Source organism: Haloarcula halophila (assembly GCF_029278565.1).
In the GTDB taxonomy this organism is placed as follows: Archaea; Halobacteriota; Halobacteria; order Halobacteriales; family Haloarculaceae; genus Haloarcula; species Haloarcula halophila.
In genome coordinates this window covers 158,343-172,411 of the sequence record NZ_CP119559.1, presented here as the reverse complement: position 1 = coordinate 172,411, position 14,069 = coordinate 158,343, and the positions used below count along the sequence as shown (strand labels likewise).

The 14,069-nt window shown below is 65.7% G+C and carries 14 protein-coding genes; 7 read left to right on the top strand and 7 right to left on the bottom strand.

The genetic code is table 11. The features are described from left to right. Positions 1-44: 44 nt before the first annotated feature. On the top strand, positions 45-482 hold the full coding sequence (locus tag P0204_RS00890; protein WP_276220993.1) for an SRPBCC family protein: 438 nt from the start codon (positions 45-47) through the stop codon (positions 480-482). Positions 483-518: 36 nt separating this feature from the next. On the opposite strand, the gene P0204_RS00885 is transcribed toward P0204_RS00890, so the two are convergent. The 4 genes from P0204_RS00885 to sucC all read right to left on the bottom strand — a co-directional run bounded on the left by P0204_RS00885 (position 519) and on the right by sucC (position 4,104). Continuing rightward, positions 519-752 carry an HVO_2901 family zinc finger protein gene (locus tag P0204_RS00885; protein WP_276220992.1) on the bottom strand — a complete coding sequence of 78 codons (234 nt, stop codon included), beginning with the start codon at positions 750-752 and terminating at the stop codon, positions 519-521. A 145-nt stretch (positions 753-897) separates the two neighbouring features. Next, positions 898-1,869 carry a sensor histidine kinase gene (locus P0204_RS00880; protein WP_276220989.1) on the bottom strand — a complete coding sequence of 324 codons (972 nt, stop codon included), beginning with the start codon at positions 1,867-1,869 and terminating at the stop codon, positions 898-900. Positions 1,870-2,086: 217 nt separating this feature from the next. Continuing rightward, positions 2,087-2,959, bottom strand: coding sequence for a succinate--CoA ligase subunit alpha (gene sucD / locus P0204_RS00875; RefSeq protein WP_276220988.1), 873 nt, complete (start codon positions 2,957-2,959; stop codon positions 2,087-2,089). Beyond that, positions 2,956-4,104 carry an ADP-forming succinate--CoA ligase subunit beta gene (gene sucC / locus P0204_RS00870; RefSeq protein ID WP_276223299.1) on the bottom strand — a complete coding sequence of 383 codons (1,149 nt, stop codon included), beginning with the start codon at positions 4,102-4,104 and terminating at the stop codon, positions 2,956-2,958. Before sucC ends, sucD begins: the two co-directional genes overlap by 4 nt. A gap of 126 nt (positions 4,105-4,230) precedes the next feature. Here sucC and P0204_RS00865 point away from each other — a divergent pair, with 126 nt between their 5' ends. Beyond that, complete coding sequence (locus P0204_RS00865; RefSeq protein WP_276220987.1) at positions 4,231-5,490, top strand: glycosyltransferase family 87 protein; 1,260 nt, start codon at positions 4,231-4,233, stop codon at positions 5,488-5,490. Position 5,491: 1 nt separating this feature from the next. On the opposite strand, the gene P0204_RS00860 is transcribed toward P0204_RS00865, so the two are convergent. Continuing rightward, the gene (locus tag P0204_RS00860) at positions 5,492-5,773 is read right to left on the bottom strand and encodes a hypothetical protein (protein WP_276220986.1); all 282 of its coding nucleotides are present in this window, start codon (positions 5,771-5,773) and stop codon (positions 5,492-5,494) included. 187 nt (positions 5,774-5,960) lie between these two features. Beyond that, positions 5,961-6,254, bottom strand: a complete 294-nt coding sequence (locus P0204_RS00855) for a hypothetical protein (protein WP_276220985.1) — start codon at positions 6,252-6,254, stop codon at positions 5,961-5,963. A 93-nt stretch (positions 6,255-6,347) separates the two neighbouring features. Here P0204_RS00855 and P0204_RS00850 point away from each other — a divergent pair, with 93 nt between their 5' ends. After that, entirely contained in the window at positions 6,348-7,130 is a 783-nt protein-coding gene (locus tag P0204_RS00850; protein ID WP_276220984.1) for a Sir2 family NAD-dependent protein deacetylase, read from the top strand. On the opposite strand, the gene P0204_RS00845 is transcribed toward P0204_RS00850, so the two are convergent. Then, positions 7,127-7,549 carry a DUF5793 family protein gene (locus P0204_RS00845; protein ID WP_276220983.1) on the bottom strand — a complete coding sequence of 141 codons (423 nt, stop codon included), beginning with the start codon at positions 7,547-7,549 and terminating at the stop codon, positions 7,127-7,129. The two genes, P0204_RS00850 and P0204_RS00845, sit on opposite strands and share 4 nt — an antisense overlap. Positions 7,550-7,682: 133 nt before the next feature. Here P0204_RS00845 and P0204_RS00840 point away from each other — a divergent pair, with 133 nt between their 5' ends. From P0204_RS00840 to ligA, 4 genes are all read left to right on the top strand, one after another. After that, positions 7,683-8,183, top strand: coding sequence for a TIGR04206 family protein (locus P0204_RS00840; RefSeq protein ID WP_276220981.1), 501 nt, complete (start codon positions 7,683-7,685; stop codon positions 8,181-8,183). A 97-nt stretch (positions 8,184-8,280) separates the two neighbouring features. Then, positions 8,281-9,903 (top strand): type II/IV secretion system ATPase subunit, encoded by a 1,623-nt coding sequence (locus P0204_RS00835; protein ID WP_276220979.1) that lies wholly within the window; start codon positions 8,281-8,283, stop codon positions 9,901-9,903. A gap of 1 nt (position 9,904) precedes the next feature. Continuing rightward, positions 9,905-12,349, top strand: coding sequence for a type II secretion system F family protein (locus P0204_RS00830; protein WP_276220978.1), 2,445 nt, complete (start codon positions 9,905-9,907; stop codon positions 12,347-12,349). Between the two features lie 38 nt (positions 12,350-12,387). Further along, positions 12,388-14,052: an ATP-dependent DNA ligase LigA gene (gene ligA / locus P0204_RS00825; protein WP_276220977.1), complete on the top strand. Its 1,665-nt coding sequence runs from the start codon at positions 12,388-12,390 to the stop codon at positions 14,050-14,052. The last annotated feature ends 17 nt before the right edge of the window (positions 14,053-14,069 follow it).

Here is a 14,069-nt window from a genome sequence, read left to right as displayed (position 1 = left end):
ACCGGACCAACCTATACCTTGGCTCCGCCCTATCTTGTCTGATAATGTGGGCTCCCTACGGCGCGAGGGCAGCGATCGAACAGACTCCGGACGGCCGCCGGATCGTCGTCCGGCGGGACGTGGATGCACCAGCCGACACGGTGTGGGACGTCCTCACCGACACCGAGCAGTGGCACGCGTGGGGGCCGTCCGTCTCCGACGTCGAGTGTGACGACCAGTACATCGACGCCGGGACGACCGGACGGGTCCGTGTCGCGGACGCGGCCTGGTTCCCCTTCGAGGTGACCAGTTGCGAGAGCTACCGCTGGACCTGGACCGTCGCGCGGCTCAACGCGACCGGACACCGGGTCGAACCGGGGCCAAGCGGAACCGTCGTCGCCTTCGAGATCCCGCCACTCGCCGCTGGCTACGTCCCGGTGTGTGCGCGAGCGTGCGCTCGTATCGGCGAGTTAGTCGAGGAGAGAGAACGACAGACGGAGTAGTGGAGACGGGCTATCGGAGGTCCTCCGGGGCTCCGATCAGTTGGTGATCCGCGCGTCGGAGACGTTGTGGATGTCCTCGCCGATCCCGCTGCCGTCACAGTCCTCGTTCGGACAGCGATAGTGCCAGCCGTCCTCCGTGGCGGCCCGTTCCGAGAACCGCTCGCCACAGTCGTCACAGAACAGTTGTCCGTCCGAGCAGACGTCGAGGTGGAGTTCGAGTTCGAGTTCTGTTCCGAAGGTCCGCTTGCAGTTCCGGCATGTATGAGGCATAGTCCGAACTACCGATGCCTCTGTAATAACTACACCGGAATGTTCACGTCAGGCGTTTCCTGACGGTTGTAGCGTCCGGTTTTCGCCGGAAGCGGTTGCCATCACGCACCTTCCGGCACCGGGTTCGGGACGCCGACTGCCACGGTCACGTCGTCCGAACGTCGATCCGTGCCCCGCCGGCCTCGCTCTCCGTCACGTCGACGCGCCACCCGAGGGCGTCGGCGATTCGCTTGACGACGTAGAGACCGTATCCCTCGCCGTCGCGGGCGGTCCCGTAGCCGGCCTCGAACACCCGCTGTCTGTCGGCGTCGTCGATTCCCCCACCGTCGTCGGCGACGTAGAACCCGTCGTCCGTCTCGCCGACCTCGACGGTGACGTCGTCCCCGCCGTGTGTGACAGCGTTGTCGAAGAGGCGCTCGAACAGTTCACGGAGTCGGCCGACCTCGGCCGATACGTCGCCGGTCGCCGTGACCGAAAGCGTCGCGTCCGGGACGTTCATCTTCCCCCAGACGTCGGTCGCGACCGTTTCGATGGAGAGCCGTTCGGGGTCGACCACCGGCCGGGCGAGTTTCCCGACCGTCGAGAGTTCGTCCAGCAGCGTCCCGACCCGACTCAGCGAGCGGTCGATCGCGTCCTCGTGTGTCGCGTCGACATCGAGCAGTTCCAGTCGTCCGGTAACGACGTTCAGCGGGTTCTTCGCGTCGTGTGAGAGCCCGCTCCCGAACTCGGCGTACTCCGCGGCCTGTGCGAACGGGTCCAGCAGCGGCCTGGTCGCGTAGCCGCGAACGCGGGCGACCAACGAGGGGGCGTCCGTCCAGCAGACGTAGTCGGTGACGCCGGCGGCGATCGCCGTCTCGATCCGATCGGGGGCGGGATCGGTTCCCACCAGCAGGACGGGGACCGAGGCCTTCCGCCGGGCCGCGAGAAACAGATCGACGCCGTCACGGTCCGGCGGGTCGTCCCGGATCACCACGATATCCGTGTCGCCACCGCCCAACCGCTCCGTGAGTGCGTCGCCGTCGATCCTCTCGGAAGCGACGCCGTCGGCGTCGCGCAACGCCGACCACACGGTCCCACCCTCGTCGTCGACCACCAGACACGCCACCGTATCGGCCATATTCGCGACCTACGAAAACGGGGGATAAGAAACCGTCGGCAGTTTCAGCGTGTAAACTACAGCAGGTCCTCGACGTGATCAGCCACTTCCTCCGGCGTGTCCCCGACCGGAACGCCGATAGACTCGCTGCGCTCGCCTATCGAGCCTCGCCTCACTTCGCTCGGCGAGACGCCGTTGTTCTCCAGTGGATATCCGCTCCTGTGTCGAGAGGAGACCGCTACAGCAGGTCCTCGACGTGATCAGCCACTTCCTCCGGCGTGTCCCCGACCGGAACGCCGTTGTTCTCCAGCGCGTTGATCTTGGACTCGGCGGTCCCGGTTCCGGACCCGGAGACGATAGCGCCGGCGTGGCCCATCCGCTTGCCCGGCGGTGCCGTCCGACCGGCGATGAAGCCGACGACCGGCGTGTCCATGTGTTCCCCGATGAAGCGGGCGGCCTCCTCCTCGTCCTCGCCGCCGATCTCGCCGCACATCGCGACGGCGTGGGTGTCGGGGTCGGCCTCGAACAGTTCCAGCGCGTCGACGAAGTCGGTCCCGATGATCGGGTCGCCGCCGATGCCGACCGCGGTCGTCTGCCCGATCCCGCGTTTGGTGAGGTTGTCGACGACCTGGTAGGTCAGCGTCCCCGAGCGGGAGACGAGTCCGACGTTGCCCGACGAGAAGATGTTGCCCGGCAGGATGCCGAGTTTCGCGACGCCGGGCGTGATGACGCCCGGACAGTTCGGCCCGACGAGGTGGGTGTCGGTCTCCTGGAGTTTGCGGTAGACTCTGCTCATGTCCTGGGTCGGAACTCCCTCGGTGATCGCGACCACGAGGTCGAGCCCGTCGGCATCTAGCGCCTCGAAACAGGCGTCGGCGGCGAACGCCGGCGGCACGAACACGACCGAGGCGTTCGCGTCCTCCTCGCGAGCGGCCTGCTGGACCGTGTCGTAGACCGGGACCCCGGCGACCTCCTGACCGCCGCGACCGGGGACGGCACCGGCGACCACGTTGGTGCCGTACTCCAGCATCTGCTCGGTGTGGAACTTCCCTTCGCCACCGGTGATACCCTGCACGACGACACGTGTCTCTTCGTCGACGAGAACACTCATGCTTCCACCTCCTTTGCGTACTCGACTGCACGCTGGACGGCGTCCTCCAGCGTATGCTCGACGGTGACCAGATCCTCGTTGAGGATCTCCATCCCTTCCTCGGCGTTCGTCCCGGCAAGCCGGACGGTCACGGGCTTGGGGATCTCGTCGAACTGTTCGAGGGCCTGGTTGATCCCGTTGGCGACCTCGTCACCGCGGGTGATCCCGCCGAAGATGTTGAACACGACCGAGTCGACGTTCTCGTCGGAGAAGACCATATCGAGCGCGTTGGCGATCCGCTGGGCCTTCGCGCCGCCACCGACGTCCAGGAAGTTTGCGGGTTCGCCGCCGTAGTAGTCGACCAGATCCAGCGTCGTCATCACGAGGCCGGCGCCGTTGCCGATGATGCCGACGTTGCCCGACAGGCGGACGTAGTCGAAGCCGTACTCGTCGGCCTTCTGTTCGAGTGCGTCGCCCTCGCTGGCTTCCTCGCCCATCTCCGCGATTTCGGGCTGGCGGAAGAGAGCGTCGCCGTCGATGTTCATGACGGCGTCGGCCGCGATGACCTCGTCGTCGGCCGTGATCATCAGCGGGTTGACCTCCACGTCGCTGCCGTCGCGGTCGTCCCAGAGCTGGTACAGCGTGGTCAGGACGCTCGCAACGTCGTTGGCCACGTCGCGGTCGACGCCGGCCTCGTAGACGACCTTCCGGGCCTGGAAGGGATGCATCCCGAACGCGGGATCGATGTGTTCGCGGGCGATGGCGTCGGGGTCTTCCTCGGCGACCTCCTCGATGTTGACGCCGCCCTTGGTCGAAACCATCGCGACGGGGCGTCCCTTGTTACGGTCCATCGTCACGCCGACGTACAGTTCGTTGACGAAGTCGACGGCCTCCTCGACGAGCACCGTCGAGACGTGATACCCCTTGAGGTCCATCCCGATGATGGCCTCGGCGGCCTCGCGGGCCTCCTCTTTGTTCTCGACGAGTTTGATGCCGCCGGCCTTCCCGCGGCCGCCGACGTGTACCTGTGCCTTGATCGCGACCGGGTAGCCGATCTCCTCGGCCGCGTTGACGGCCTCGTCCACTGTCTTGGCCAGCTGAGATGCGGGTGTGGGAACCCCCGCGTCGGCGAAGACCTGCTTCGCCTGGTATTCGTGCAAGCGCATGTCGTACGGAAGCGCGAGCGGTGGCGGTTTAAATCCGTCTTTCTCCGACGGCCACTGCTGGTTTCGGCCGAACTGGCTGTCAGAAGACATTTACATCCCGACAGTGAGGAGTCGATTAGCTAACGGATGTCCACTGTCGCCCGACTCTGGTCTCTCCGGCGGCAACGACCGGTGTTCGTCGCCGTCGTCGCCGTCACCGCTCTCTCGCTGTTGGCGTATCCACTGGTCGACTGGTGGCTCCGCTCGACGGAGGTCGCACCGCAGTTCGTCTACTGGGATTTCGGGGCGTTCAGCGGTGCCGTCGAGCGCTGGGCGGCCGGTGACACCCTCTACGTCAAGAACGACGACGGGGGATACCACGGCTCGTACCTCTATCCCCCGCTGGTCGTGTTACTGTTCGCCCCGTTCACGGAGTTGGGACCCGAAGCCGCGACCGCCTGGAACGTTCTCAGTGTCGCCTTCCTCTGGCTCTCCGTGCAGGCGCTCGTCACGGCACTGGGCTACCGGCTCCGGTGGTGGGAGTCGAGTCTCGTGCTTCCGCTGATCGTCGGGTTCCAGCCGCTGCTCATCTCGTTGAAACTCGGCCAGATGGCACCGTTCATGGCCGGTCTGCTCACCCTGTCAGCCGCGGTGATGGTCCGTTCGGACGGCCGTCTGGGCCAGGGCGTCAGCGGTGCCGCGACGGCGGTGGTCGGCCTCGTGAAGTTCGCGTACGCACCGGTCGGCGCTCACCTGATCCGCAGTCGGACGCGGTTCCTCGGGGCCGTCGTGACGGGCGTCGTCTTCGTGGGGGCGTCGGTCCTGATCTTCGGCGTCGAGACCCACCGGACCTACCTCGACGTGCTCGCCTGGGGCGTCAGCCAGGGCGGCGGGACCCGGCCCCCGACCCTGTGGCTGCCCCCGTACTACCGCCCGATCCACTGGCTCCCGGGCGCACAGGCGCTGCGGGTCGTGGGTAGTCTCGCGATCATCGCGGTCGCCGGGCTGACCGACTGGGGATCGGACCGGGCCCTGTTCGCGCTCGGGGTGAGCGCGTTCACGCTGCTGACACCGTTACCCTACACCTACTACTTCGTCGCCCTGCTCCCGGCTGTGGTCCTGTTGCTGGCCGAGGAACTGGAGACGGACGGATACCCGACGCTGCCGGTGCTAGGGCTGCTCTGTATTCACCTGCACGCATACGGGTTGAACGTCCTCGCCAACTACCTGCCGTCGGTGGTTCCGCCGGTACAGGTCCTCGAACCGTACTTCGTCCTCCAACCGGGCCTGTGGGGGAACCTGCTTCTCGTCGGCACGGCGACGCTCCAGATCACACGGGACGCGACACTGCCTGGGTGGGTCCCCGACAGTGCCGAAGACGCTGACCTCGCCTCGTCCGACGATTGACTCACGGAGACCTCGACGCGTCTGCCCCACCGGCACGGGCACGGATTCGCTGGACGAGGGTCCCGGCGGCGAAGACGCTCTCGTGCAACACCGCACCGAGGGCAACGGCACCCACCGTGCTGGCGGCGACGAGCCAGGGCGGTGCGCCCTCGAACAGTAGGACTGCCAAGACCATCACCCCGGCGAGCGCTCCGTTCCGGAGCGCACAGACCAGTTCCGACTGTAACAGCTCGGGGAGCGGCGTCTCGACCACGTCGTCGTCGACGAGTCGGTCGTAACACATAGCTTCCGCTGAGGACTGGACCCACATAAATCACCACCGTCGAAATCCACAGAGGAGTCCGAATGTGACGGATCCGGATCGCGAGTGACATCACCGAGCACCCGTGTCTGTCCGGACTGTAGCGGCCCGCTAGCCTCGAAAACGGCGGCCACCTGAGGGAGACGTCCCACGGCGGTCAGTGTTCGGTTCAAAACAGCGACTGGAGACGGTCGAACATCGACGACGTGTCCGTGTACGGCGAGGGACGCGAGACGGTCTTCCCGGGCAGTTTCAGCAGTGGGTCGCGATCGCCCTCGCCGCGCTCGTATTCGACGACGGCGGCGACGAGGTTTCCCACTGCCTCGCGTTCGACAGTCCCGACACCGGAGCAGTCGGTAGTCGGGTCCTCTGCGATCCACATTCTGTCGGCGTCGAGTCGGCCGGGCGGACGGCGGTGCTCGACGATCGCCCGGTCGACGATCTCGTCCGGCATCGAATCCATACACGCTATACGGGCTATCGAAATATATGTGTGGGGCCACTCCGTGACAACTGAGTCACAACAGCCACTACGCTCGGCTGTCTTGTTGCACCCATGACGACCGACCGAACGGAGCCGACCCCGACTGTCGACGAGGGGGACGTGGACACACTCGCGGAGTACATCGGGGCCGCGTCCTCGACAGTGGCGCTGACCGGAGCCGGCGTCTCGACCGCATCGGGGATCCCCTCCTTCCGGGGCGAGGACGGGCTCTGGGACCGGTTCGATCCGATGGACTTCCACAGACGGCGGTTCGACGCCGATCCGGAGGGGTTCTGGCAAGACCGCCTCTCGCTCCGGACGGCGGTCTACGGCGACCACGACCCGGAGCCAAACGCCGCCCACCGTGCACTCGTCGACCTGGAATCGATGGGCGCCCTCGACGCCGTCCTCACGCAGAACACCGACGGACTCCACGACGCCGCCGGCAGCGAGCGCGTCGTCGAACTGCACGGCACCAACCGCCGGGTCGTCTGTGACGACTGCGGCGACCGTGCGGACGCGTCGCCGGTCTTCGAACGAGTGGGGGACGGCGACTGTCCACCGCGATGTGGGTGTGGTGGCGTCTACAAGCCCGATGTCGTCCTCTTCGGTGAGTCCCTGCCCGAAGAGACCATCGCGACGGCACAACGGCTCGCACAGGAGTGTGATCTGCTGCTCGCGGCGGGTACCTCACTCGCCGTCAGGCCGGTGTCGCTCCTCCCGAAACTGGTCGTCGACGGGGGCGGGAGCTTCGTCGTCCTCAACCTCGAAGAGACGGAACGTGACGCACTGGCCGATCTGGTCGTCAGGGGAGACGTGACGGCGGTACTCCCGTCGGTCGTCGACCGGCTCTAGAGTTCGACGCCGCCGGGGATCAAGCTCCGCTGGCGGAGGAGGCTCCCGTCGTGATCGTAGACGAGCAGCGTCCGTTTCTCGTAGACCCGGGACTTCCCGGTGCTGTCGGTCAGTCTGACCTCGTAGTGGCCGTCCTCGCGGTCTTCGGCCGCCTCGATCAGGGAGTCGACGAGCTCGGTGGTGGCGTTCGCTTCGAGGACGTACTCGCCGGTCAGTCGGTTCGTCAGCGAGAGGACACCGGTCGAGGCGTCCGGCTGCCGGCGGAACGTCACGTCGATCTCACTCGCGTCCAGAACGTCCGCTCCAGTCGTGAGGCGCTCCCGGAGTTCGCCGTCGGGGCCGTCGTAGTCGATTCGAACGGTCGGCGTACCGTCGGGGGACTCGCTCTCGATGTCGACGGTGAAGTAGTCACGCCTCATTTGAGTATGCTACCCTTTGGCGTGTGGCGCAATGAACGTAACGGCGCCGGAAGTCGAATCCGTCCCCGGACAGCGTCCCCCGGGCCGGACCGGTAGCTTTTCTTCGACGCCCATCGCCTCTGGAGACAGACAGATGGTGTGGGTCAAATCAGAGTACGCTGGCGAACTCGCGGTGCTGTCGACGTGGTTGGTCGGTCTCGCCCCCTGGTCGGTCTCGACGTTCTCCGTTTCGGGGTTGACCGTCGCCGCTTTCCGGTTTCTCCCCTTCCGCGTCCAGTACATCTTCGGTGGGACCGTCCCGGGCGAGCGCCCGTTTCTCTGGATGTGGGAGATCGGCTCGTTCCAGCAGTCGACGGAACTGGTCCTGGCTGGCCAACTCGGGACTGCGGCGTTTCTCGTCTACCTGGTGCCGTTCTGGCTCAGTCTCTACTACTACTACGAGGAAGAGCGGGTCGCGGCAGTGTTGCCGGTCGATCCTGTCAGGCTGTTCGCCGCCCTGCTGGGACTGGTTGGCGTCCTCTCTTTGGCCGCCAGTGCGCTCTTCGTCCGCTACTTCGCCGGGTTTACCGTCCCCGTCGGATCGATACTCGCACTGGTGTTCGCCTACCTGTTGGCGACTGTCGACCGAACCTGACGCCGCCGTTCTCAGCGATCGTTACCGGCGGAGCGATTTAAGTAGGTGGCTACGCAACGATAGACAAGCGACGGCAGCACGCGCCAGCCCTATCTCCATGTCTAACCCCGAGACACCCGACGCAGGTGACGATGTCCGGAACCCACTCGGTCAGATCCGTGACTGGCTCTCCCAGACGGCGACACTGCTGGGTGGGGGCGCCGTTCCCGAATCCAACTACGATCCGAGCCGACACGGCCCACTGGTCGATTTCAACGGCCTGGAGGGATACGAGGAGATCGATCGGTACTGGCTCAACACCCCGTTCGCGTTCGTCTCGATTAACCGCGATATCGAACGCGACGAACACCGGTATCACGTGGTCGAGCCGGAACTCGACGAGGTCGAAGCGGACCTGCTGGACCGTCTCTTCGAGGACATCCGTGGCCCGCTTATCTACCGCGACGTCGTCGACGACGACCCGGAAGTCGCGCTCCACGAGGAGCTGCGAGCCCGTCTCGAAGAGTACGGCGTCGTCGTCGAACCCGAGACGTACTACCGGCTGTTTTACTACCTCTATCGCTCGTTCCAGGGGTACGGTCACATCGATCCGCTGATGCACGATCCGAACATCGAGGACATCTCCTGTGACGGATCGAACCTCCCGATTTTCGCCTACCACGACGAGTACACGGACATCGAGACCAACATCGTATTCGAGGAGGAGGAGCTGAACAACTTCGTCATCCAACTGGCACAGCGGTCCGGTCGACACGTCTCCGTCGCGGACCCCGTCGTCTCGACGACCCTGCCCGACGGTTCGCGTATCGAACTGGCGCTGGGCGAGGAAGTCACGCCACGCGGGTCGGCGTTCACGATCCGGAAGTACGCCGACGAGCCCTTTACCCCGATCGATCTGCTGGAGTACGGGACCTTCTCCCTGGAGATGCTGTCGTACCTCTGGCTGGCGATCGAGTCCAACCGCTCGCTCATCTTCGCCGGCGGGACCGCCGCGGGCAAGACCACCTCGATGAACGCGGTCTCGATGTTCATCCCACCCCGCTCGAAGGTACTGACCATCGAGGACACCCGCGAGCTGTCGCTGTACCACGACAACTGGCTCTCCTCGGTGACCCGCGAGCGGTTGGACGATTCGGACATCACGATGTACGACCTGCTGCGGTCGGCGCTGCGACACCGCCCCGAATACATCATCGTCGGCGAGGTCCGTGGGGAGGAGGCGATTACGCTGTTCCAGGCGATGAACACCGGCCACACGACGTTCTCGACGATGCACGCCGACTCGGTCCAGACGGTGATCAATCGCCTGGAGAACGAACCGATCAACGTCCCGCGGCCGATGGTCCAAAGCCTCGACATCCTCTGTGTCCAAGTACTGACCCGCTCGGGCGACGAGCGCGTCCGGCGGGCCAAGACCCTGGCCGAGATCGAGGGGATCGACCAGCGGACCGGGGAGCTGGACTACTCGAACACCTACAACTGGCAGGCGACGGAAGACCGGTTCCGCGAGAACAACAGCGAACTCCTGGACGAGATCCGTGAGGAACGGGGCTGGAGCCAGTCTCAGCTCTTCCGGGAACTGAACAACCGACAGCAGTTCCTCAAGTACCTCCAAGACGAGGGCATCCGTGACTACCGTCGGTTCACTGCGATGGTCAACAAGTACTACGCCGATTCCGAAGCGGTGATGGAACGGATCGACGCCGCGGTATCGGTCTGATATGGCACTGAATCCCCTCGGACTGGCACCGCTTGCCGGCCTCCTGTTTATCGCCGGGCTCGTCGTCCTCAGCGTCACCAACGAGTCCGTCGATCGCAGGATGACCAGGTACGCCAGGCGGGTGTTCGGTCGGTACGTCTCCGAGTCCGAAGAGCGCAAGCGGCAACTCGAAGCGGCCTACATCGGCCAGTCGTACCGCAGCTACGCCGCCCGGACGCTGCTGTTTACCGGACTGAGCGCGATCGGTGGGGCGCTGGCGGGCGCGTATCTCTTCGGCGGCCTGTTGCTCGCGCTCCCGACGATCGTCGATCTCATGATGGGGCTGCCACGGACGATGGTCAACGCGCTGGGGATCAGAGGGTTCGAACTCGTCTTACAGCCCCAGCAGACTCTCGTCGTGCTCGTCGCCGGTGGGGTCTTCTCGGGGATCGCGGCCGCGGCCGTGACCTACACGATGCGCTGGGAGCTGCCAAAGAGCGACGGGGAGGTCCGCGCGCGCAGCATCGACGAAGGGATGGCACGGACGATCGCGTTCATGTACGCGCTGTCCCGCGGAGGGATGTCGTTCCCGGAAGTCATGGGCGTGCTGGCTCGCAACGAGGCGATCTACGGCGAGGCGGCCCGGGAGATCGGCGTCGCCGTCCGCCAGATGGATCTGTTCGGGCGGGACATGATCACGGCGCTCCGTCACGTCTCCCATCGGACGCCCAGCGAGACGTTCAAGACGTTCTCCGAGAACCTCTCCAGCGTCCTCCAGAGCGGCCAGTCGCTGTCGTCGTTTCTCCACGAGCAACACCAGCGTCACCACGAGGAGGCCGCCGAGCGCCAGTCGGAACTGCTGGAGCGACTCGCGACGATCGCGGAGGCGTACGTCACCCTCTTCGTCGCGGGGGTCCTCTTTCTGATCACGATCTTGCTGGTGTTCGGACTGACGACGACCGACACCCTCTGGATTCTCCAGTTGCTCGCGTACCTGATCATTCCGCTCGCCAACGCCGGGTTCATGGTGTATCTCGCCCAGAAGCTCGACGCGCTGGGGATCGGCGGCACCGGCTCCAGCAGCGTCCTCGATCAGTACGATACCTCGACGTTCGGAAAACCCTCGAAGACACCATACCCGTCGAAACTCGCCGACGGTGGCGTGACCGGATCGGTCGGGGACAACCTGGCACGGCTCCGGACCTACGACAAGTTCAAGTCGATCAAGCAGACGTTCCGCTCCCCGCTGGAGTCGCTGCTGTGGAACCCCGGCCGTGTCCTGTATATCGCCGTCCCCGTCGCGATCGTGCTGTTCGCCGTCCGCGTCCCCGCCGCGTTCCAGACCTCGGCCGTGAACGTCAGACTGTTGGACGATCTCGTCATCCAGTCACTACTGCTCGTGTTCGGGTCGTTCGCTCTCGTTCGGTACAGTTACACGCGGCGTATCCAGCGGATCGAGGACGCGACGCCGGAGTTATTGGAACGGCTGGCGAGCCTCAACGAGGCCGGGATGACGATCGTCGAGAGCCTGCGACGGCTCCGCGGGAGCGATATCGGCGTCCTCACGCCGGAGGTCGACCGCATCTGGGCCGACATCAAGATGGGTGCCAACGTCGACGACGCCCTGGTCCGGTTCGGTCGACGGATACGGACGACGGCGATCACCCGGGTTGTGACGCTGTTGACGAACGCGATGCACTCCTCGGGCCAACTGGGTCCGGTGCTCCGGATCGCGTCCAAACAGGCCCGTGCCGACACCCGCCTCCGGAAGCGGCGCCGACAGCAGATGTTCACCTACCTCGTCGTCATCTACATCTCCTTTCTCGTCTTCCTGGTCATCATCGTCTCCGTTCAGGAGGTGCTCGTCCCGGCGCTTCCCTCGAACATCGCCACGCCGGATTCGAGCCGTCTCGGGGTCAACGCCGACCAGTTCGCTCGCTTCGGCCGGGTCGACAAGGCGGCCTACACCCTCGTGTTCTTCCACACCGCGATCATCCAGGCGGTCCTGACCGGCTTCATCGGCGGCCAACTCGGTGAGGGAACCCTGAAAGACGGGGCGAAACACGCCGCGATCCTACTGGGCATCGCGTACGTCGCCTTCCTCCTGTTGTCCTCGCCGGTCGCGTCCCTGACCGTCGACCAGCCGACCGCGACCGGCGGCGAGCTGACCGTCGACTCGGTGTCGCTGTCTTCGGGCGGGTTCGTCGTCGTCCACGCCCTGGAGGCCGACGGCGAGGTGATCGGGACCTCCCGGTATCTCGAACCAGGAACGCACGAGGACGTCACGATCCAACTGTCACGGACACCGGATGCGAACAGGGATATCGTCCTCGTTCCCCATCGTGACACCGACGGTAACGAGCAGTTGGGTTACCAGTTCGAGGGGCCACCGGGGGAGACGGACGCGCCGTATCCGGCGTCCGGACAGGACGAGTTCGTCACAGTGACGATACAGTTGGGGTCGTGACGCTGGGTTTAGGGCGGCTCGTCCGGTAGGGAGCACCGATGGAGTTCGCCACGTTCGCCGACCACGCCGCCGCCATCGAGGCCGAGTCCGCCGAGACAGAGATCGTCGCCGCCGTCGTCGACCTCTTTACGATCGCGGGTGACGACCTCGCGACGGTAGCGCGGTTCGTCCAGGGTCGTGTCTTCCCGGCCTACGACTCCCGAACGCTGGATATCGGCCCGCGGCTCTGTTACGAGGCCATCGCACGGGCGGCCGGTCACAACGTCGACGCCGACGACGTCGAACAGCGGTTGGCCGATCGGGGCGAGATCGGTGCCGTCGCCGCCAGCTACGAGTTCGGCGGCCAGCAGGGACTGGGATCGTTCACCGACAGCGGGACCGACGGAATGACCGTCGCGGAGGTCAACGATCGCCTCTCCGAACTCGCGGCGGCCGAGGGCGACGGGAGCCAGGCGACGAAGGTCGACACGCTGTTCGGGCTGTTCAACCGCTCTTGCCCCGAGGAAGCCCGATATCTGGCACGGCTCGTCCTCGAAGAGATGCGGATCGGCGTCGGCGAGGGGGCCGTCAGGGACGCGACGGCGGCGGCGTTCGACGTGCCGGTCGAGGCGGTCGAACGCGCCCTCCAGGTCTCGAACGACTGTGGCAGCGTGGCGACGGTCGCCCGCGAGCACGGCGAGTCTGGACTCGCCGGGATCACGCTCGAAATCGGCCGGCCGGTCAAGGCGATGCTGGCACAGGCCGGGACCGTGACCGACGCGCTGGCGGACTGGGATCGGGCAGCCGTCGAGTGGAAGTACGACGGAGCGCGGGTTCAGGTCCACTACGACGGGGAGACCGTCCGGCTGTTCTCCCGGAACATGGAGGACGTGACCGACCCGTTGCCGGAGGTCGTCGAGACGATCGAGACCACCATCGACCGGCCCGTGATCCTCGACGGCGAGGTCGTAGCGGTCGACGACGACGGCGACCCGCTCCCGTTCCAGGCAGTCCTCCGGCGGTTCCGGCGGAAACACGACGTGGCACAGGCCCGCGAAGCGATCGCTGTCAGGTTCCACGCGTTCGACTGTCTGCACGTCGCCGGGACGGACCTGCTCGACGTCCCTCTACAGCGGCGACGCGAACGGCTCGACGGACTCTTCCCGGACGACAGTGATATCGTCTCGGCGTGCTGGACCAGCGACGAGCCCGACCGGATCGCCGAGATCGAGCAGGCCGCGCTGGATGCCGGCCACGAGGGGATCATGCTCAAGGACCCGGAGTCGACGTACACACCTGGAAAGCGCGGGAAGCGCTGGCGCAAGCGAAAGCCCGACGTGGAGACGCTCGACTGTGTGGTCACCGGTGCCGAATGGGGGGAAGGCCGGCGGGCGAACGTCCTCGGGACGTTCGAACTGTCGGTCCGGACCGATGGCGGTGACGGGTACGCGACCGTGGGGAACGTCGCGACGGGGATCACCGACGCCGAACTGGAATCGCTGACCGAACGGCTCGAACCGCTCGTCACCGCCGAGGACGGCCAATCCGTGACCCTGTCCCCGGAGGTCGTCTTCGAAGTCGGCTACGAGGAGATCCAGACGTCGTCGGCGTATGAATCGGGCTACGCCCTCAGGTTCCCGCGGTTCCTGGCAGTTCGTGACGACGCCGGACCCAGCGATACCGACTCCCTGGAGCGTGTCGAGCGGCTCGCACAGTCACAGTGAGTCAGGGACCGATACGC

What these genes read in the sequence shown, in the direction of transcription:
- P0204_RS00835 (WP_276220979.1), top strand. Translation starts at nt 8,281, where the DNA reads ATGTCTAACCCCGAGACACCCGACGCAGGTGACGATGTCCGGAACCCA.
- P0204_RS00865 (WP_276220987.1), top strand. Translation starts at nt 4,231, where the DNA reads ATGTCCACTGTCGCCCGACTCTGGTCTCTCCGGCGGCAACGACCGGTG.
- ligA (WP_276220977.1), top strand. Translation starts at nt 12,388, where the DNA reads ATGGAGTTCGCCACGTTCGCCGACCACGCCGCCGCCATCGAGGCCGAG.
- P0204_RS00855 (WP_276220985.1), bottom strand. Translation starts at nt 6,254, where the DNA reads ATGGATTCGATGCCGGACGAGATCGTCGACCGGGCGATCGTCGAGCAC.
- P0204_RS00845 (WP_276220983.1), bottom strand. Translation starts at nt 7,549, where the DNA reads ATGAGGCGTGACTACTTCACCGTCGACATCGAGAGCGAGTCCCCCGAC.
- P0204_RS00860 (WP_276220986.1), bottom strand. Translation starts at nt 5,773, where the DNA reads ATGTGTTACGACCGACTCGTCGACGACGACGTGGTCGAGACGCCGCTC.
- P0204_RS00890 (WP_276220993.1), top strand. Translation starts at nt 45, where the DNA reads ATGTGGGCTCCCTACGGCGCGAGGGCAGCGATCGAACAGACTCCGGAC.
- P0204_RS00880 (WP_276220989.1), bottom strand. Translation starts at nt 1,869, where the DNA reads ATGGCCGATACGGTGGCGTGTCTGGTGGTCGACGACGAGGGTGGGACC.
- sucD (WP_276220988.1), bottom strand. Translation starts at nt 2,959, where the DNA reads ATGAGTGTTCTCGTCGACGAAGAGACACGTGTCGTCGTGCAGGGTATC.
- P0204_RS00850 (WP_276220984.1), top strand. Translation starts at nt 6,348, where the DNA reads ATGACGACCGACCGAACGGAGCCGACCCCGACTGTCGACGAGGGGGAC.
- P0204_RS00840 (WP_276220981.1), top strand. Translation starts at nt 7,683, where the DNA reads ATGGTGTGGGTCAAATCAGAGTACGCTGGCGAACTCGCGGTGCTGTCG.
- sucC (WP_276223299.1), bottom strand. Translation starts at nt 4,104, where the DNA reads ATGCGCTTGCACGAATACCAGGCGAAGCAGGTCTTCGCCGACGCGGGG.
- P0204_RS00830 (WP_276220978.1), top strand. Translation starts at nt 9,905, where the DNA reads ATGGCACTGAATCCCCTCGGACTGGCACCGCTTGCCGGCCTCCTGTTT.
- P0204_RS00885 (WP_276220992.1), bottom strand. Translation starts at nt 752, where the DNA reads ATGCCTCATACATGCCGGAACTGCAAGCGGACCTTCGGAACAGAACTC.